The following is an 18721-nucleotide window of genomic DNA, read 5'->3' as shown; positions in this document are numbered from 1 at the left end:
ATCAGAGCGGGGTCGGGCGCTCGGTGGCATAGCTGAGGGCCTCGCCGATGGTGTTGTGCCGGAACTGGAAGCCGGCCTGCTCCAACGCGGCGGGGATGGCACGCTGACCGGCCAGCAGACCCTCCTCGGCGAACTCGCCGAAGACTGCCCGCGCTGCGAATCCGGGCACCAGCAGCGGGGCAGGCCGGTTCAGCGTCCGGCCCAGCGCCGCGGTGAACTCGGCATTGGTCACCGGCGCCGGCCCGGTCAGGTTGACCGGACCGCTGAGCGCCGGCTCGGTCATCGCGAACCGCAACGCCCGGACCTCGTCGTCCAGGCTGATCCAGGACATGTACTGGCGGCCGCTGCCCAGTCGGCTGCCCAGCCCCAGCGAGAACAACGGGCGCAACCTCGCCAGCAGCCCACCCGCGCGGGCCAGCACCAGGCCGGTGCGGGCCAGCACCACCCGGGCGCCGGCGGCGCGGGCGGGCGCGGTCGCGGCCTCCCAGTCCTGTGCCAGCCGGGCCAGAAACCCTCGGCCGGCCGGCGCGGATTCGTCGACCGTGCGAGCGCCGGTGTCGCCGTAGAAGCCGACCCCGCTGGCGTTGATCAACAGCGGTACCCGAGCCTGGGCAACCGCGGCCGACAGCACCTCGGTGGTGGTGATCCGGCTGTCGCGGAGGGTCTGTTTGAAAGCCCCGGACCAGCGGCGGTCGCTGACGCCGATGCCGCACAGATTCACCACGGCGTCGACGCCGGCCAGCGCATCGGCGTCGATGTCTCCGGCCTCGGGGTCCCAGCGCAGCTCGCCGCCGTTGGCCGGGGTACGCCGCACGATCCGCAGCACTTGGTGACCGTCGGTCCGCAGGGCCGAGACCAGCGCGGAGCCGATCAGGCCGGAGGACCCGGCGATAGCGACGATGAGGTTGCCCACAGCTGAATCCTCTTGCAGCCCTTCCCGATACTCCTCAGGTCCGCTAAAGCCCCAGTTCGGCCTCGAACTCGCCCTCTTCGAGCCGGGTGCGGATCGTGGTCACGAACCGTCCGGCGTCGGCGCCGTCGATCAGCCGGTGGTCATACGTCAGCGGCAGGTAGCAGACCGACCGCACACCGACCGATTCGTTGCCGGCGTCGTCGACGATGACCCGTGGCCGCTTGACGATGGCCCCGGTGCCGAGCATGGCGGCCTGGGGCGGCACCAGGATCGGGGTGTCGAACAGCGCGCCCTGGCTGCCGATGTTGGTGATCGTGAAGGTGCCGCCGGACAGCTCGTCGGGCTTCAGGCCGCCGGAGCGTGCCCGGGCGGCGATGTCGGCGATGGCCCGGGCCAGCCCCGCCAGCGACAGGTCCCCGGCGTTGTGGATCACCGGCGACAGCAGCCCCTGCTCGGTGTCCACTGCGAAGCCGAGGTGCTCGGCGTCGTAATAGGTGATCTCGCCGGCTTCCTCGTTATAGCTGGCGTTGACGTTCGGGTGGGCCTTCAGCGCGTCGATCACCGCGCGGGCGATGAACGGCAGGTAGGTCAGGTTGACGCCCTCGCGCTCGGCGAAATCCGCTTTGGCCCTGGCCCGCAGCGACACGATTTTGGTCATGTCGACCTCATGGGTCTGGGTCAGCTGAGCGGTGGCCTGCAGGGATTCGCGGGTCTTCTTGGCGGTGATCTGGCGGATCCGGTTGGCCTTGGCGGTGGTGCCCCGCAGGTGAGCCAGCGCCGGGGCGGCGGGCGCCGGGGTCGCCGACCGGGCGGCCGGTGCGGCCGGTGCCTGCCGTTGTCCGGCCTGCCGCTCAGCGAAGGTCAGCACATCCTGCTTGCGGATCCGCCCGCCGACCCCGGTGCCGGTGACCTGGCTGAGGTCGACGTCGTTCTCGGCGGCGAGCTTGCGCACCAGCGGGGTGACGTACGGCGTGGCGTCGGAGCCGCCGGCGGCCGGCGCCTCGGCGGCGGGTTTCGGGGCGGCCGGTGCGGGAGCCGGCGTGGGCTCGGGCCGGGCCTGCCGGGCGGGCTCCGTTTCCGGCGCGGGTTCGGGCTCGGGTTCCGGCTCGGGCTCCGGTTTCGGGGCGGGGGCGGTTGCCGGCTCTGCCGCCGCGGCGGAAGCCGAACCGATCTTGGCCAGCTCGCCGCCGACCTCGACGGTGGTGTCCTCACCGGCGGTGATCGACAGCAGCGTACCGGCCACCGGGGAGGGGATCTCGGTGTCGACCTTGTCGGTGGAGACCTCCACCAGCGGTTCGTCGACCTCCACCGAGTCGCCGACCTGCTTCAGCCAGCGTGTCACGGTGCCCTCGGTGACGGATTCGCCCAATTCGGGCATCAGCACCGGGGTGCCGTCGCCGGCCGGCGCGGCGGCAGCGGGCTTGGACTCGGCCCCGGACTCGGCGGCCTCGGGCTCCGGTTCCGGCTTGGACTCGGCGGCGGGCTCGGGCGCCTGCTCGGCGGGCTCGGCCGCGGCGGCCTGCTGGGCGGGCTCGCCGTCGCCCGCAGCGCTTTCGCCGGCCTCGCCGATCAGTGCCAGCTCGCCGCCGACCTCGACCGTGGTGTCCTCCTCGGCGATGATCTTGGTCAGCACGCCGGACACCGGCGCCGGGATCTCGGTGTCGACCTTGTCGGTGGAGACCTCCAGCAGCGGTTCATCAGCCTCGACGGTGTCGCCCTCTTTTTTGAGCCAGCGGGTCACGGTTCCCTCGGTGACGCTCTCACCGAGGGCCGGCATCTGAACTGAGAACGCCATCGCAGTTGACTCCTCGATCGGTCGGTGGGCCGCCTTGGCTCGCCCTCCGGCTTACCACAGCGGGTGCATCGAGCGGCGTATCCGGGCGGACTTTCGCTGCTAGGCGGCGGACTGTCGCGGACTGCCGAAACCATCCTGTCATTGCCCCGGCTCGCTTACACATCCAGGGGCCGATGGCCGTATCGGTGAACTAGCATCCCGGTGATGGGCTCCGGAAATGGCGGCGATAACTGCGAGCTGTGGTCCGGTTTCGACATATCGGGTGTGGCCAGTAACTACCAGGCAATAGCCGGAATTCTCGCGGGCTTCACATTTGCTGCCGTCACGGTCGTGCTCGACCGCTCGCATCGCAAGCACGCCGGCGGGCATCCGGTCGACGTGCGCGGCGCCGAGTACGAGAAATTGACCGGGATCGCGTTGGTGGCGGCGTTCCTCGGCCTGCTGTTCGCCAGTTTCCAGTACGGCATCCTGGCCGGTGAGCGCGGCTGCGCGCTGACCGGTGGCCGGGCGGCATCCGAAGAACTGTTGGGCGACGTCATGTTCGCGGCATCGATCTCCATCCTGGTTTACGGCCTGGTGCAGTTCGCGGCGAGCTCATCGGCGGCTCTCGCCAAACATGCGCGATTCATCGTGGTGGTGCTCGTCCCGCCGGTTGTCTTCGCGTTCGCCGAAATCAAGCTCATGGATCTGGCCATCTCGCTCGGTTCGCCGGAGGACCGGCAGCCGCTGCAGCCGTTGTGGGATCACGCGAACCGGCTCGCGGCACCGCTCGGGCTGACGGTGATGGCCGTCAGCGGTGCCCTCTGGTTCGCCGGAGCAAAACGGCGCCGTTCGCCGTCACCACGTGGCCGCATCGTGCGCACCAGCCAAACGGCGCTGCCGTATATCACCATCGCCTTCGTGATGTACGCGCGGATTCGGTCCGTCGTGGCGTTACCGACCATTGATCCGCATTCGCACATCACCCCCGGCGAGGGCTGGATGTGGGTGACTCTGCTGACCGTTGTGGTGCTGCTGCAGAGCACCGCGCTGTCCTTTCAGAGCGGCGTCGAAATTTCCGATCCGGTCGCCGAAAAGCAACCGGCATGATCGGGCGGTAACCGGCTAACCGTTCTCGGCGATATCCTCCAACACCGCGAACATGGTGCGGGTCGGCACTCCGGTGCCGCCCTTGCCGGTGTAGCCCCACGGGCCGGCGCTGTTGTAGGCCGGCCCGGCCACGTCGATGTGCGCCCAGGCCACGCCCTCGGCCACGAACTCGCGCAGGAACACCCCGGCGACGAGCATGCCGGCGAAGCGCTGCCCGCTGACGTTGGCCAGATCGGCCACCGTCGACTTCAGGTCCTCTTTGAGCTCGTCGGGCAGCGGCATCGGCCAGCCGTTCTCGCCGACGGCCTGCGAGATCGCCGCCACCCGGTCCCGGAACTCGTCCGAACCCATCACCCCGGGGGTGCGCGCACCCAGCGCCACCGTCTGCGCACCGGTCAGCGTCGAGGTCTCGATGAGATAGTCCGGGTTGTCCTCGCAGGCCCGCACGATCGCGTCGGCCAGCACCAGCCGGCCCTCGGCGTCGGTGTTGAGCACCTCGACGGTGGTGCCGCCGTACTGGGTGAGCACGTCACCGGGCCGCTGCGCGGTGGACGACGGCATGTTCTCGGCCATCGGGACGGTGGCGGTCACCTCGACCGGGAGTTCGCGGCGCGCAGCCAGCACCACGGTCGCGATCACGGCCGCAGCCCCGCCCATGTCGGAGGTCATGTGGTGCATCGAGGCGGCCGGTTTGATCGAGATGCCGCCGGTGTCGAAGGTGATGCCCTTGCCCACCAGCGCCACCTTCTTGACCTCGTGCTCGACGGCCGGCCGGTACGTCAGCCGCACCAGCCGCGGCGGCCGCGACGATCCCTTGCCGACACCGATCACCCCGCCGAAGCCGGCGTCGGCGAGTGATTGCTCGTCGAGCACCTCGACCTGCAGGCCGGCGGCTTCGCCCAGCGCCTTGGCCCGGTCGGCGAACTCGGCCGGGAACAAGTGGCTCGGCGGGGTGTTGACGAAGTCCCGCGCGGTGGCCACCGCGGCGGCGACATCCGCCCCGTGGGCCGCGCGTGCCGCCGCGTCGGGCGCGGCGCTGAGGACGGTGAGGGATTGCAGGCCCGGATCCTTCGGGGCGGTCCTGTCGGTGCGGAACGCGGTGAAGCGGTAGCCGCCCAACAGCAGGCCCTCGACGCCGGCTGCCACCACATCCTCGTCGGGGACGCCGGGCAGCCCCGCCAGGGTGTCGACGATGGCGGCGGTGCCGTTGAGCGAGCGTGCCGCGGTCCCCGCCGCGCGCCGGATCACATCAGCGGGCCAGCTGTCGCGGGCCTTGCCCAGTCCGACGGTCAGTACGCTGGCCACCGGCAGTGATGCCACCACCAGCCGATGCACCTGTTCGCTGCTGCCCTTGGCGTTCAGCGCCCGCAGTCCGGCCTCGATCTCGGCGACCGCTTCGGCCGGCAGTGCCGGCTCGGTCGCGGCGACCACGGCGCCCTGTTGAGGCGGCGATCCCAGCTTCGCCTCTCCTTCGTCGAGCCTCGCTGAACCGCCGGACTCATCCGGCTCATCGCCGGCCGATACGACCGGCACGATCAGCACCGCCTCCTCGGCGGTGGGCAGCGAGTCGGTGACGGTGACGGTAGGGGCGCGGTATCCGGGTTGGGTGCTCACAAGCACTCACCCTAACGATCGGCGGGCAGCACCAGCTCGTATGCCGGGACGGGCTCGTCGAATCCCTTGAGTTTCAAGGGCCCTCTTTCCACCACGGGCCAGTCCGGCAATTCTTTGACCACGCCGGCGCAGGCCAGTACCTGCCTGGGTTCGGCGGCGTCCACCAGCCGCGCGGCCAGGTTCACCGGGGTGCCGAAGTAGTCACCGTTGATGGCCAGCACCTCCCCGTAGCTCAGTCCGGCCCGCACCTGCAGACCCACCTTGCGGGCCTTGGGATGGTCGACCAGGTCGGTCGCCGCCTTCGCCAACAGCTCCCCGCTCGCGCTCACCCACATCACCGCGTCGCCGATGAACTTGACCACCCGCCCGCCGTCGGCGTGCACCACGTCGGCGACGCTGCCGCCGAAGTCGGTGAGCAGCGTCGCCAGCTCCTCGGAGGTGAGCACCTGGGTCAGGGCGGTGAAGCCGGTCAGGTCGGCGAAGCCCACCCCGCACACCATGCTCGACGTGGGCCCGCCGGCCAGGCCCTCGAGGAATGTCCGGGCGCTGACCTGGTGCTGGCGGTGGACGGCGTCGATCATCGCGCCGATCCGGGGAATGTATTCGGCGACCGTCCGCCAGGCGCGGGCGGTGCGCAGCTCGCTGTGGGTGTGGCCCAGCCACATGTCGGGCTCGCTGATCCGGATCATCGACGACTCGGCCTCGGCCAGCCGGGCCATCGTCGCCCCCAACACCCGCAGGAAGCCGTCGACCGGCTCGCCGAGATAGGACCGCATCTCGACCCAGGTGGCCAGCCCGTCGACGTCGGCCTGGCTCAGCGCCGGCGTGTCGGGGCCATCGACGCTGAGCCCGAGCATCGTCCAGGCGCGTTCGACATCGCCGACCGGTACCCGCAAGGCCTCGGCGGCGGTCCGCAGCGTGTAGTCGGGCGGACCCGAGCGCCCCACCACGTCACCGGCCAGGCCGAACAGCCGGCCCTGGCGTTCGGCCTCGGCCATCTCCTCGGTGCTGAAACCGAGCCCGTCGAGGTACTCAAGCAGGTCGGCGCGCTCGCGCGCGTCGGAGATGCCCGCGGCTGCCAGCGCGTCCCAATCGACCACCTAGACAAGTTTGCCGATTAAGGTGGCTCGTCGTGAGCGAACTGCAACACGGACCCCTGGAAGATCGCCACCGCGAGCTGGGCGCCAGCTTCGCGGAGTTCGGGGGCTGGCTCATGCCGGTGTCCTACGCCGGCACCGTCGCCGAGCACAACGCCACCCGCAGCACCGTGGGTCTGTTCGATGTGAGCCATCTGGGCAAGGCGACGGTTCGCGGCCCGGGCGCGGCGGCGTTCGTCAATGCCACACTCACCAACGACCTGACCAGGATCGGGCCCGGCAAGGCGCAATACACGTTGTGCTGCAACGAATCCGGGGGCGTCATCGATGACTTGATCGCCTACTACATCGCCGACGACGAGATCTTCCTGGTGCCCAACGCCGCCAACACCGCGGCGGTGGTGGCCGCCTTGACCGAGGCTGCCCCGGCCGGGGTGGCCATCACCGACGAGCACCGCTCGCGCGCGGTGCTGGCGGTGCAGGGGCCGCGGTCGACCGAGGTGCTGGCCGGCTTGGGACTGCCGACCGAGATGGACTACATGGGCTTCGCCGATGCGTCGTATGCGGGCGTGCCGGTACGGGTATGCCGCAGCGGCTACACCGGGGAGCACGGCTACGAACTGCTGCCGGAGTGGGAGGCGGCGGCGGTAGTGTTCGACGCGCTGGTGGCGGCAGTTTCGCAGGCCGGGGGTGAGCTGGCCGGTCTGGGCGCCCGCGACACGCTGCGCACCGAGATGGGCTACCCGCTGCACGGCCACGAACTGTCGCCGGAGATCTCGCCGCTGCAGGCGCGCTGCGGCTGGGCGATCGGCTGGCAGAAGCCGGCGTTCTTCGGCCGCGAGGCGCTGCTGGCCGAGAAGGCGGCAGGCCCGGCGCGGCTGCTGCGCGGGCTGCGCGCCACCGGACGCGGCGTGTTGCGAGCCGAGTTGGCGGTGCTCGACGGCGACCGGCAGGTCGGGGTCACCACGTCGGGCACCTTCTCGCCGACGCTGAAGGCCGGCATCGCGCTGGCGCTGATCGACGCGGATGCCGGCATCGACGACGGCGCACTGGTCACCGTCGACGTGCGCGGCCGGGCCGTCGAGTGCCAGTTGGTGCGGCCGCCGTTCGTGACGGCAAAAACCCGCTAGCGCACCGGTTATACAATCGCTGCATGAAAAGCGGCCTCCTCGAGTTCCAGGTGTCGGTCACGGCGAACCCGACTCCCGACGAGGTACGTGAAACCATTTTGGCTGAGCCGGGTTTCGGCAAGTTCCACACCGATCACATGGTGTCGATCGACTACACCCGCGATGCAGGTTGGCACAACGCGCGGGTCATGCCCTACGGGCCGATCGAACTGGACCCGTCGGCGGTCGTCCTGCACTACGCGCAGGAGGTCTTCGAGGGGCTGAAGGCCTACCGCTGGACGGACGGATCGATCGTGTCGTTCCGGCCGGAGGCCAACGCCGCCCGGATGCGCGCGTCGGCTCGGCGGCTGGCAATCCCGGAACTTCCCGACGAACTGTTCATCGAGTCGCTACGGCAGTTGATCGCGGTGGACTCCGCCTGGGTGCCGGCCGCCGGGGGAGAGGAGTCGCTGTACCTGCGGCCGTTCATCTTCGCCACCGAGCCGGGACTGGGCGTGCGTCCGGCCAATGAGTATCGCTGCCTGGTGATGGCCTCACCTGCCGGCGCGTACTTCAAGGGCGGCATCAAGCCGGTGAGCGTCTGGTTGTCGACCGAGTATGTGCGAGCCTGCCCGGGCGGCACCGGCGCGGCCAAGTTCGGCGGTAATTACGCTGCTTCGCTGGTCGCCCAGGCGCAGGCCGCCGACAACGGCTGCGATCAAGTGGTGTGGCTGGACGCGGCCGAGCGGCGCTACGTCGAGGAGATGGGCGGGATGAACCTGTTCTTCGTGTTCGGCACCGGCGGTTCGGCGCGGCTGGTCACGCCGGAGCTGTCCGGGTCACTGTTGCCCGGAATCACTCGGGATTCGTTGCTGCAGTTGGCGGCTGACGCTGGGTTCGCGGTCCAGGAACGCAAGATCGATGTCGACGAATGGCAGCAGAAGGCCGCTGCCGGCGAGATCACCGAGGTCTTCGCCTGTGGCACCGCCGCCGTCATCACTCCGGTGTCGAGGGTCAAGTCCGCGGCCGGGGTGTTCACCATCGCCGACGGTGAGCCGGGCGAGGTCACCATGGCGCTGCGGGACACGCTGACCGGCATCCAGCGCGGTACCTTCGCCGACACTCACGGCTGGATGGCTCGGCTGGACTGATCCCGCCGGGCTCAACCCGCCGAGCCGGGCGGGGGGTCGGATTCCTCCGGACCGGGTGGCCAGTCCTCGGCCAGGGCGTCCTCGGCGTCGGGGTAGTCCGGCGCGTCGCCAGCCCCGTCGGTCATCGCCTTGCGCGATTCTCGGCTTCTTTTGCTGTAGCGATGATGGCGAGGCATCCGCGTTCCTCCCGAGTCGCGAGAAGGCCAAGATGTTAATAACAGTTCCTATTTTTCCAAACTTACCTCGGAGCTGTGACTTTGGGGGAGAAATATCTCTAAGTCCGGAGAGTTTTCGATGCTTTCGGCCGGGTCAGAACGCGGCCAGCAGCACGGCGGCCAGCGCCGTCGTCCATTCGACGGCCGCGCCCAGCACGTCGCCGGTGACACCGCCCAGGCGGCGGACACAGTGCCTGACCAGCACCGCGGCGCCGACCAGCGCCACCGCCACGGCGACCGGCCCGTGCCACGGCGCCGCACCGGCGAGCGTCGACCCGGCAGCGAGCACCGCTACCCAGGCGATCGCCACCGGTACCGGCTGGCTGCCCGCCACGGCGGCGCCCAGCGTGCTGCCCGGCGCGGCGGGCACCGAACGCAGGCAGGCCAGTACGGCCGCCACCCGGCCGGCGCAGACCGCGACGACGATGCCCGCAGTGTCCAGCATCGGGAACGCCGATGCCTGCAGGCCGACCACCAGCACCACCGCGACCACCCCGAACGGCCCGGTCGCGCCGTCGCGCATCACCTGCAGTGCCTGCTCGGCGGGCCGATAGCTGCCCAGCCCGTCGGCGGTGTCGGCCACCCCGTCGATGTGCAGCCCGCGGGTGGCGGCCAGTAGCACGGCCACCGCGAGCAGCCCAGTCAACGCGCTATCGGGACCGAACGCGAAGCCGCCGGCCCAGACCGCGCCCGCCGCCAGCGCCCCCAGGCCGGCCCCGACCACCGGTAGCGCCGTCAAGGTGCCGCGTCCCGGCGCGCCACCGGCGGCGGCGGGCAGCCGTGCCGCCGTCCCGAACGTGATCGCCGAGGCCAGTGACCGGATCACCGGTCGGCCTCGGCCGTCGCTGCGGCGGGGCCGGAGACGCCGGCTTCGGCGAAGGTGGACATCGACGCCAGCGCGGCCACCGCCGCCCGCAGTACCGGCAGCGCCACCGCGGCGCCGGTGCCTTCACCCAACCGCATCCGCAAGTCGAGGATCGGCTCCAGCTGCAGCGCCGCGCACGCCAACGCGTGGGCCGGCTCGGGCGAGCGATGGCCGGCCTGCCACCACGCCCGGGCGCCGGGAGCCAGTCGCTCGGCTACCAGGGCGGCGGCGGTCGACGCCAGACCGTCGAGCAGGACCGGTGTGCGCCGGACGGCCGCCTGGGCGCAGAAACCCGCCAGCGCGGCCAAGTCGGCCCCGCCGCAGCAGCGCAACAGCTCCCACGGGTCCGACACCCCGCGCGCCCGGAACAGCGCGTCGCGCACCACAGCGGTCTTGCGCACCCAGCCGGCGTCATCGATACCGGTCCCGGGGCCGACCGCCGCCACCGGCTCGGCACCGGTCACTGCGGCGACCAAAGTTGCTGCGACAGTGGTGTTCCCGATCCCCATGTCGCCGGGAATGAGCAGGTCGGCACCGGCGTCGATTTCGGCGTCGGCGATCCGGCGGCCCGCATCCACCGCGGCCACGGTCTGCTCGGCGGTCAGGGCGTCCTCGGTGGAGATGTCACCGCTGCCGCGGCGCACCTTGTGGGCGCTGAGCGAGTCGGAGACCTCACTGTTGACGGCCATGTCCACCACCCGCACGCCGGCGCCGGACACGTCGGCCAGCGCGTTGATCGCGGCGCCACCGCGGTCGATGTTGGCTGCCATCTGCGCCGTCACCTCCGCCGGGTAAGCGGACACCCGTTCTCGGGTCACGCCATGATCACCGGCGAACACCACCACCCGAACTCGGTCGAATTGCTTAGGCGGGCAACGGCCTTGACAGGCGGCCGCCCACACTGAAAGCTCCTCGAGGCGGCCCAGAGAGCCGGGTGGTTTGGTCAGCGAGTCCTGCCGTGCCCGGGCGGCGGCAGCCGCCGACGCATCGGGCGGGCATACCGGCGGGAATTCCTGCAGATCCAAAGCTGACGGCCCCGAGCCGAACTCAGTCCAGGCGTTCGCCGCGCCGCACCTGCGGGCGCGGTGCCCGCATCCGGCGCAGCGTGGATGCCCTGCTGGCGGCGTAGATGCCCAGCTTCCAGCGGGCTTCGGTGTTGTCGGGGTACTTGGTGTCGACCAGTCTGCCGACCTTGCGCGCCAGCAGGACGCCGTCGACGGCCATCAGGATCATCAGCAGCATCATCGCCGGCGAGATGTAGTACTGGACCTGCGGGACGGCGATCATCACGAACATCAATCCCAACGCCACCGGCATGAACAGCCCGAGCAGGTTGTAGCGGGCGTCGACGATGTCCCGGACGTAGCGGCGCACCGGGCCGCGATCACGCTCGAGCAGGGCCGACTCGTCACCGGCGAGCATCCGCTCCCGGCGCTGCGCCATCCGCTCGCGCCGTTGTGCCTTCGCGACGCGTCGCTCTTCCTTGCTGAGCTTCGGTCCGGCCAGGCTCTTGCGCCGGGCCCGGGCCTCCGCGGCGGTCATCGGAGCCGGCGCCACCGGTCCGCGACGCCGAGCGCGCGCATCGCGCTTGGGCGTGGGCCGGCCCTTGGGCGCGGTGAGGCCGGACCGAGCAGCAGCCTTGGATTCGGTGCCGTCGAGGTCGACGGCACCGCCGGCGGAGTCAGCGGAGCCGGCGGACCCCGCTTCGTCTTTCCTGCGTCCCGGCAGCTTCACGCCCGCCAGATTACTTGGCCGCTGTTCCCGGTCGCCGATGTGGCTCTATACCCTGCCGGTATGGCTGACCACCCTGGTGCCGGTGCCTCCTCGGCGGGGGCGGCGGGGCTGCGGGTGCTGATCGCACCGGACTGTTACGGCGAGAGCCTGACCGCGGTGCAGGCCGCCGCCGCGATCTCGACCGGGTGGCACCGCAGCCGCCCCCACGACCGGTTGGCGATCGCCCCGCAATCCGACGGCGGGCCGGGTTTCGTCGCGGTGCTGGCAGCCGGGCTGGGCGAGGCCGGTTCGGGCACGGTGCAGCGGTGTCGGGTCAGCGGGCCGTTGGACACACCGGTCGAGGCGGAATGGTTCTGGGACGCGGCAGCCGAGACGGCCTACCTGGAATGTGCCCAGGCCTGCGGGTTGGCGCTGCTGGACGGGTCACCGTCGCCGCGGACTGCACTGGCGGCACACAGCGCCGGGGTGGGGCACCTCATCGACGCGGCACTGAACGCCGGGGCCCGGCGCATCGTCGTGGGGCTCGGGGGAAGCGCCAGTACCGACGGCGGAAAGGGCATGGTCGAGGAACTGGGCGGCTTGACCGCCGCCAGGCGGCGGCTCGCCGATGTCGAGCTGATTGCGGCCTGCGACGTCGAATACCCGCTGCTGGGCCCGTGGGGCGCGGCACGGGTGTTCGGACCGCAGAAGGGCGCTGACGCTGCCACGGTCGCTGTACTCGAAACCCGGCTGACCGCCTGGGCGGCCGAACTCGACGGCGCCGCCGGCCGGCAGGTCAGTGCCGCTTCCGGGGCCGGGGCCGCCGGCGGGATCGGCGCCGCCCTGCTGGCACTGGGCGGCGTCGCCGAATCGGGCGCCGCTATCGTGGCGCGCCACACCGATTTGGCGGCCGCCCTCGCCGATGCCGACGTCCTGGTCACCGGCGAGGGCCGGTTCGACCAGCAGTCCCTGCACGGCAAGGTCATCGGGTCGCTGTGCGCCGCGGCCCGGACCCGGCAGCTGCCGGTGCTGGTACTTGCCGGGCAGATCGACCTGGACGAGCCGGCGCTGCGGTCGGCCGGCGTGGTGGCCGCCCGCGCGATCGCCGACCACGCCGGCTCGGTGGGCCTGGCGCTGGTCGACGCCGCCAACCAGCTGATCGGGCTGACCACGGTGCTTGCGGCGCAGATCGGTAGCCGACCGGCGGGTTCCCCCGATCCGGCAGCTCAGTAGGGAACACCTCGGCGCACGGTATCGTTGTGACGGTGGGCTTGAATGCTTCGAGTCGAGGCGAGCCCGCCCCGAATCAACCGCAGTTAGGGAGACGCAATGACTGTTCAGGACCAGTCGACCACCGAGTCTCAGGGCGTGGTCTTGACCGACGAAGCCGCGGCCAAGGTGAAGTCGCTGCTGGCCCAGGAAGGCCGTGACGACCTGACCCTGCGCATCTCGGTTCAACCGGGCGGCTGCGCGGGCCTGCGCTACAACCTGTTCTTCGACGACCGCACCCTCGACGGTGACGTGATCACCGACTTCAACGGGGTCAAGCTGGCCGTCGACCGGATGAGCGCCCCGTACCTGCAGGGTGCGGAGATCGGCTACGCCGACCAGATCGACAAGCAGGGTTTCACCATCGAGAACCCCAACGCGGGCGGCTCGTGCTCGTGCGGCGACTCATTCAACTGACCATCGGCAACCGCCCCTCGGCCTGACGGCTAGGCGCTGCCCGGCGACGAACCGGGTTGCACCGGCCGCTACCGTGGGAACCCACATTCAGGTCCACATTGGCAACACGAGGGGGATAGTCAGTGACGATTGCGGTGACCGGTTCGATCGCAACCGACCATTTGATGCGCTTTCCGGGTCGGTTCTCCGAACAGTTGCTGGCCGATCACCTGCAGAAAGTCTCGCTGAGCTTCCTGGTCGACGGCCTGGTGGTGCACCGCGGCGGTGTGGCGGGCAACATCGCGTACGCGATCGGCGTGCTCGGCGGTGATGCCGCGCTGGTCGGCGCGGCCGGCGACGACTTCGCCGACTACCGCGACTGGCTGGCCTCCCACGGCGTCAACTGCGACAACGTGCTGGTCTCCACGACGGCGCACACCGCGCGCTTCACCTGCACCACCGATATCGACATGGCCCAGATCGCCTCGTTCTATCCGGGCGCCATGTCGGAGGCACGCAACATCTCGCTGGCCCAGGTAGTGGAGCGCCTCGGCACCCCCGAACTCGTCATCATCGGAGCCAACGACCCCGAGGCGATGTTCAGCCACACCGAGGAGTGCCGCAAGCTCGGCCTGGCGTTCGCCGCGGACCCGTCCCAGCAGCTGGCCCGCCTGACCGGTGAGGAGATCCGCCGGCTCATCGACGGTGCCACCTACCTGTTCACCAACGACTACGAGTGGGATCTGCTGCTGTCGAAGACCGGCTGGACCGAGGCCGACGTCATGAAGCAGGTGGGCCTGCGGGTCACCACGCTGGGCGGCAACGGCGTGGACATCGTCAACCCCGACGGTTCGCGGATCCATGTCGGCGTGGTACCCGAGAAGGCCCAGACCGACCCGACCGGAGTCGGTGACGCCTTCCGGGCCGGTTTCCTGACCGGCCGCAGCGCCGGGCTGAGCCTGGAGCGCTCCGCGCAACTCGGTTCTCTCGTCGCGGTGCTGGTGCTCGAATCCACCGGAACCCAGGAGTGGTCGTGGGACCGCGACGTCGCGCTCGCCAGGCTGGCCGACGCCTACGGCGACGCCCCCGCCGCGGAGATCGGCGCCGCACTCAAATAACCCGCCGAGCAGTCACGAAAGCGCCCGAATCCGCTGTTCGCGCCTTACAGCTGTACCGGGTACGTCGGCTCGCTGATCTGCGGGACCACCGAATGCTCGACGAAGATGGCGTGCCAGAGCAGGAAGATCAGCATGGTCCACAGCCGCCGGCTGTGATCGGCGGTGCCGGCCCGGTGCTCGTCGAGCATGGTGCGCACCGCGGCGACGTCGATCAGCTGGGCAGCGGAAGTGGCGGCGGCGCCATCGACGGTGGCGTAGGCCCACTCCAGCAGTTCACCGGCGCGCAGCCAGTGCCGCAGCGGCACCGGGAAACCGAGCTTGGGCCGATGCAGCACGTGCGCGGGGATGATCGGCTCCAGCGCACGGCGCAGCGCGTACTTGGTGGTGGTGCGGGTGATCTTGGCCGACGCCGGCAGCCGGGAGGCGACCGCGAACACCTCCGGGTCCAGGAACGGCACCCGCAACTCCAGTGAGTTGGCCATGGTCATCTTGTCCGCCTTGACCAGGATGTCGCCGCGCAGCCAGGTGAACAGGTCGATGTGCTGCATCCGGGCCACCGGATCCCAGCCCGCTGATTCGGCATACAGCGGCGCGGTCACATCGGTGTGCGTCCACTCGGGGGAGAAGCCGGGCAATACCGCGCGCAGCTGCTCGTCGGAGAAGCTACGGGCGTTGCCGTAGTAGCGCTCCTCGAGCGTCAGCGACCCGCGGTGCAGCAGGCTCTTGCCGCGCATCCCGTCCGGAAGCGGCTTGGACACCTTGCCCATCGACCGGCGTACCGGTGCCGGCAGGTAGTTGAACGGCCGCAGCGACAGCGGCTCGCGGTAGATGGTGTAGCCGCCGAACAATTCGTCGGCACCCTCGCCGGAGAGCACCACCTTGACGTGCTTGCGGGCCTCGGCGGCGATGAAGTACAGCGGGACCAGGGCCGGGTCGGCGACCGGGTCGTCGAGGTACCAGACGATCTCGGGCAGGGCGGCGACGAATTCCGCCGGGCTGACCACCTTGACCACATGCCTGGCGCCGATCGCCTCGGCGGACGCCGCGGCGACGTCGATCTCGGAGAAGCCCTCCCGCTCGAACCCGGTGGTGAACGTGATCAGCTTCGGGTTGTGGCGCATCGCCAACGCGGCGATCGCAGTGGAATCGATCCCGCCGGAGAGGAACGCGCCCACCGTGACGTCGGCCCGCATGTGCTTGGCGACCGAGTCCTCCAGCACCGCGGTGATCTCGTCGTAGCGGGCCTGTTCGGTGTCGCGGCTGATCGGGGTGGCGTCGAATCGGGGCTTGAAGTAGCGGGTGATCTCCGGGACCGGCCGGTCCGGGCTGATCCGCGCCCAGCAGCCCGACTCCAGCCGCCGCACCCCGCGGTGCAGTGTTTCGGGTTCGGGCACGTACTGCAGCACGGTGTAGTGCTGCAGCGCCCGCCTGTCGATGCCGGCATCGCCGACGTCGAAGCCCACCAGGGCGGCCATGTCGAGCAGCGACTTCTTCTCGCTGCCCACCGCGGTGCCGCCCGGCCCGCTGGCCATGAACAGCGGCTTGATCCCGAACGGGTCGCGAGCACAGAACAGTTCGCCGCGCACGGTGTCCCACAGTGCGAAGGCGAACATGCCGCGCAGCCGCGGCAGCACGTCGGTGCCCCAGTAGTGGTAGCCGGCGACGATCGCCTCCCCGTCACCGTCGGTGTGGAAGACGGCGCCGTGGGTTGCGGCCAACTCCTCACGCAGCTCGAGGTAGTTGTAGATCTCCCCGTTGAACACCAGTACGTAGCGGTCGGCCTGTTCAGCGGGCCCCCAGCGCAACGGCTGATGCGAATGCTCGATGTCGATGATCGACAACCGGTTGAAGCCCAGGGCGACGCCGTCGCCGGTCCAGGTGCCCAGTTCGTCGGGCCCCCGATGGCGCATCAGGTGCGCCGCCCGTTCGACCGTGGCGACAATGTCGGTGCGGTCGCCCGAATCCGCCGCGGCGGGGTCGGCGGTGCCGGCCGGGGCACGCACGAAGGCCAGCAGTCCACACATCGGGTCTCAGTATGCCGCACCGGGATCGGTCTCAGACCGCGTAGGCCTGCCCAGGCCCGGTGGTGGGCCCGACCGGACCGGCCAACCGGCAGGTCAGCCGAACCGGGGTGACTCGGGTGGTCTACGCTGCGTAGTATTCGACTGCTCCGCCGGTTTTGGCCGGCCCGGTCTGTGACTCGAGGAGGCACCAACGTGACACGTCGCGGGCAGGGCGTTGTGCTCAGCCGTCTGCTTCGGCCGCTGGCGGGAGCCGGCGTACTCGGGCTACTGGCGGTGACACTCAGCGGCTGCAGCTTCGACTGGACCGACGTGGTCGGCTTCGGCTGGCCTAAGGGCATCACGCCCGAGGCCGAGGCCAACTACAAGCTGTGGCTGGGCATGGTCATCGCCTCGGTGGTGATCGGCGGGATGGTCTGGGTAATGATCTTCTGGTCGGCGTTCTTCCACCGCAAGAAGGCGACCGACACCGAACTGCCGCGCCAGTTCGGCTACAACATGCCGCTGGAACTCGGGCTGACCGTGCTGCCGTTCCTGGCGATCGCGGTGATCTTCTACTTCACCGTCGTCGTGCAGGAGAAGATGCTGCACCACGAACCCGACCCCGAGGTGGTCGTCAACGTCACCGCGTTCCAGTGGAACTGGAAATTCGGCTACCAGAAGGTCGACTTCCGCGACGGCACGTTGAGCTACGAAGGCGCGGACCAGCAGCGTAAGGACGCGCTGATCTCCAAGCCGGAAGGCGTCGACGAGCACGGCGAGGAGCTGGTCGGGCCGATCCGTGGCCGCAACACCGAGGACCGCAGTTACCTCAACTTCGACAAGGTCGAGACACTCGGCACCACGAACGAGGTGCCGGTGCTGGTGGTGCCCAGCGGCAAGCGCATCGAGTTCGTGCTGAACTCCGCCGATGTCATCCACTCGTTCTGGGTGCCGGAGTTCCTGTTCAAGCGTGACGTGATCGCCTGGCCCGAGCGCAACAACCAGGTGAACACCTTCCAGGTCTCCGAGATCCAGAAGGAAGGGGCGTTCGTCGGTCACTGCGCCGAGATGTGCGGCACGTACCACGCGATGATGAACTTCGAGGTCCGGGTGGTCTCGCCCAACGACTTCAAGGCCTACCTCGGCCAGCGCATCGCCGGGAAGAGCAACGCCGAGGCGCTCGAGGCGATCAACCAGGAGCCGTTGGCCGTCACCACGCAACCGTTCGATAGCCGGCGCGGCCTGCTGGCCCCGCAAGCCAGCGACAAGTAGGGACGATCCATGCGCATCGAATCCAGGCTGTTCGAGTTCGTGGCCACCTTCTTCGTGGTCGTCGGTGTGGTCTACGCCGCACTGACGTCGTTGTTCGCCACCGGTGGCGTGGAGTGGGCCGGTAGCACGGCGCTGATCCTGACCGGGGTGATGGCGCTGATCGTGGCCACCTTCTTCCGGTTCGTTGCTCGCCGGCTCGACACCCGTCCCGAGGACTACGAAGCGGCCGAGATCAGTGACGGCGCCGGGGAGTTGGGTTTCTTCAGCCCCCACAGCTGGTGGCCGATTTTGATCGCACTGTCCGGATCGGTGGCCGCCGTCGGGATCGCGTTGTGGCTGCCGTGGCTGATCACCGCCGGCGTGGTGCTGGTGATATCGAGCGTGGCCGGGCTGGTCTTCGAGTACTACATCGGCCCCGAGAAACACTGAGCCGGTCCGCACGCGCCGCCGTGTCGACCCGTTTGGGTAGGGTTGCCGGTGCACAATGACCACCGGCGGTCGAATTCGACCGCGGTGGGTGGCGCGCGGGTGGGCGCACAGGTTGGAACAGGATAGGCGGGAATGAGCGGGCCGAATCCCCCGGAGTCGGGCTCTGGAGACGACGTCCCCGGCAACGGTCAGCCGGTCGCTGAACCGGCTCCGGAAGCGGTCCCGGGCGCGGTCGGCGGCAGGGACATCCCGGCGATCGACGATGTTGCGGCCACCCCCGACAACACGGCGTACTCGCAGGCTTATTCGGCGCCGGAGTCCGAGCAATTCCTGAGCGGCCCTTACGTGCCGGCCGACCCGCGGTTGTACGACTACGACAACTACAACGCGCCCGACGAGCCGGACCCGCACGCCAAGACGCCGCGCTGGCCCTGGGTGGTCGGGGTCACCGTGATCATCGCCGCGATCTCCCTGGTGGTGTCGGTGGCACTGTTGTTCGCCCGCACCGAAACGCACGACCTGGCCACTCCTGCCACGACCAGCACCACCGTGTCGCAGCCGCCGGTGCAGGACGAGATCACCAAAACCAGCATCCCGACCACCACCGTGCCGCCGCCCCCGCCGCCGCGGGCCGGCCGTACGAATCCGCGTTCGACATCCCGTTAATGGTCCC

At 69.9% G+C, this 18721-nt stretch carries 17 protein-coding genes; 9 read left to right on the top strand and 8 right to left on the bottom strand.

What is annotated here, in order from left to right:
* Position 1: 1 nt before the first annotated feature.
* Entirely contained in the window at positions 2–913 is a 912-nt protein-coding gene (locus tag BST10_RS01995; RefSeq protein ID WP_083036190.1) for a TIGR01777 family oxidoreductase, read from the bottom strand.
* Positions 914–956: 43 nt separating this feature from the next.
* Positions 957–2708, bottom strand: a complete 1752-nt coding sequence (gene sucB, locus BST10_RS01990; protein WP_083036189.1) for a 2-oxoglutarate dehydrogenase, E2 component, dihydrolipoamide succinyltransferase — start codon at positions 2706–2708, stop codon at positions 957–959.
* Positions 2709–2912: 204 nt separating this feature from the next.
* Between sucB and BST10_RS01985 the strand changes: the two genes are divergently transcribed.
* Entirely contained in the window at positions 2913–3797 is an 885-nt protein-coding gene (locus tag BST10_RS01985) for a hypothetical protein (RefSeq protein WP_235673719.1), read from the top strand.
* A 15-nt stretch (positions 3798–3812) separates the two neighbouring features.
* Here the strand turns inward: BST10_RS01985 and BST10_RS01980 are convergent, their stop codons facing one another.
* Complete coding sequence (locus tag BST10_RS01980; protein WP_083036187.1) at positions 3813–5411, bottom strand: leucyl aminopeptidase; 1599 nt, start codon at positions 5409–5411, stop codon at positions 3813–3815.
* Positions 5412–5422: 11 nt separating this feature from the next.
* Complete coding sequence (locus BST10_RS01975; protein WP_083036186.1) at positions 5423–6511, bottom strand: adenylate/guanylate cyclase domain-containing protein; 1089 nt, start codon at positions 6509–6511, stop codon at positions 5423–5425.
* Positions 6512–6543: 32 nt separating this feature from the next.
* Between BST10_RS01975 and gcvT the strand changes: the two genes are divergently transcribed.
* Both gcvT and BST10_RS01965 read left to right on the top strand, forming a co-directional pair.
* On the top strand, positions 6544–7638 hold the full coding sequence (gcvT, locus tag BST10_RS01970; protein WP_083036184.1) for a glycine cleavage system aminomethyltransferase GcvT: 1095 nt from the start codon (positions 6544–6546) through the stop codon (positions 7636–7638).
* 23 nt (positions 7639–7661) lie between these two features.
* Complete coding sequence (locus BST10_RS01965; RefSeq protein WP_083036182.1) at positions 7662–8768, top strand: branched-chain amino acid aminotransferase; 1107 nt, start codon at positions 7662–7664, stop codon at positions 8766–8768.
* A 309-nt stretch (positions 8769–9077) separates the two neighbouring features.
* Here the strand turns inward: BST10_RS01965 and BST10_RS01960 are convergent, their stop codons facing one another.
* The 3 genes from BST10_RS01960 to BST10_RS01950 are packed head-to-tail and all read right to left on the bottom strand — an operon-like array spanning position 9078 to position 11582.
* The gene (locus tag BST10_RS01960; protein WP_083036180.1) at positions 9078–9809 is read right to left on the bottom strand and encodes an adenosylcobinamide-GDP ribazoletransferase; all 732 of its coding nucleotides are present in this window, start codon (positions 9807–9809) and stop codon (positions 9078–9080) included.
* The gene (gene cobT / locus BST10_RS01955; protein WP_109559376.1) at positions 9806–10867 is read right to left on the bottom strand and encodes a nicotinate-nucleotide--dimethylbenzimidazole phosphoribosyltransferase; all 1062 of its coding nucleotides are present in this window, start codon (positions 10865–10867) and stop codon (positions 9806–9808) included. Before cobT ends, BST10_RS01960 begins: the two co-directional genes overlap by 4 nt.
* A 28-nt stretch (positions 10868–10895) precedes the next feature.
* Entirely contained in the window at positions 10896–11582 is a 687-nt protein-coding gene (locus BST10_RS01950) for a DUF3043 domain-containing protein (protein WP_083036175.1), read from the bottom strand.
* Between the two features lie 60 nt (positions 11583–11642).
* Between BST10_RS01950 and BST10_RS01945 the strand changes: the two genes are divergently transcribed.
* The 3 genes from BST10_RS01945 to BST10_RS01935 all read left to right on the top strand — a co-directional run bounded on the left by BST10_RS01945 (position 11643) and on the right by BST10_RS01935 (position 14344).
* A complete protein-coding gene (locus BST10_RS01945; RefSeq protein WP_083036173.1) occupies positions 11643–12794 on the top strand; it encodes a glycerate kinase family protein in 1152 nt (383 codons plus the stop codon).
* A gap of 96 nt (positions 12795–12890) precedes the next feature.
* Positions 12891–13247 carry a HesB/IscA family protein gene (locus BST10_RS01940; protein ID WP_065025289.1) on the top strand — a complete coding sequence of 119 codons (357 nt, stop codon included), beginning with the start codon at positions 12891–12893 and terminating at the stop codon, positions 13245–13247.
* Between the two features lie 122 nt (positions 13248–13369).
* A complete protein-coding gene (locus BST10_RS01935; protein ID WP_083036171.1) occupies positions 13370–14344 on the top strand; it encodes a carbohydrate kinase family protein in 975 nt (324 codons plus the stop codon).
* Between the two features lie 44 nt (positions 14345–14388).
* Here the strand turns inward: BST10_RS01935 and asnB are convergent, their stop codons facing one another.
* Complete coding sequence (asnB, locus tag BST10_RS01930; protein ID WP_083036168.1) at positions 14389–16368, bottom strand: asparagine synthase (glutamine-hydrolyzing); 1980 nt, start codon at positions 16366–16368, stop codon at positions 14389–14391.
* Between the two features lie 228 nt (positions 16369–16596).
* On the opposite strand from asnB, the gene ctaC reads away from it, so the two are divergent.
* The 3 genes from ctaC (at position 16597) to BST10_RS01915 (ending at position 18714) form a co-directional block, all read left to right on the top strand.
* The gene (ctaC, locus tag BST10_RS01925) at positions 16597–17619 is read left to right on the top strand and encodes an aa3-type cytochrome oxidase subunit II (protein ID WP_275987543.1); all 1023 of its coding nucleotides are present in this window, start codon (positions 16597–16599) and stop codon (positions 17617–17619) included.
* Positions 17620–17628: 9 nt separating this feature from the next.
* Entirely contained in the window at positions 17629–18048 is a 420-nt protein-coding gene (locus BST10_RS01920) for a cytochrome c oxidase subunit 4 (protein ID WP_083036164.1), read from the top strand.
* Between the two features lie 132 nt (positions 18049–18180).
* Positions 18181–18714: a hypothetical protein gene (locus BST10_RS01915; RefSeq protein ID WP_423226883.1), complete on the top strand. Its 534-nt coding sequence runs from the start codon at positions 18181–18183 to the stop codon at positions 18712–18714.
* Positions 18715–18721: the final 7 nt, after the last annotated feature.

The organism is Mycolicibacter algericus DSM 45454 (genome assembly GCF_002086455.1).
Classification (GTDB): Bacteria; Actinomycetota; Actinomycetes; order Mycobacteriales; family Mycobacteriaceae; genus Mycobacterium; species Mycobacterium algericum.
This window is presented reverse-complemented; position numbering and strand designations above follow the sequence as displayed.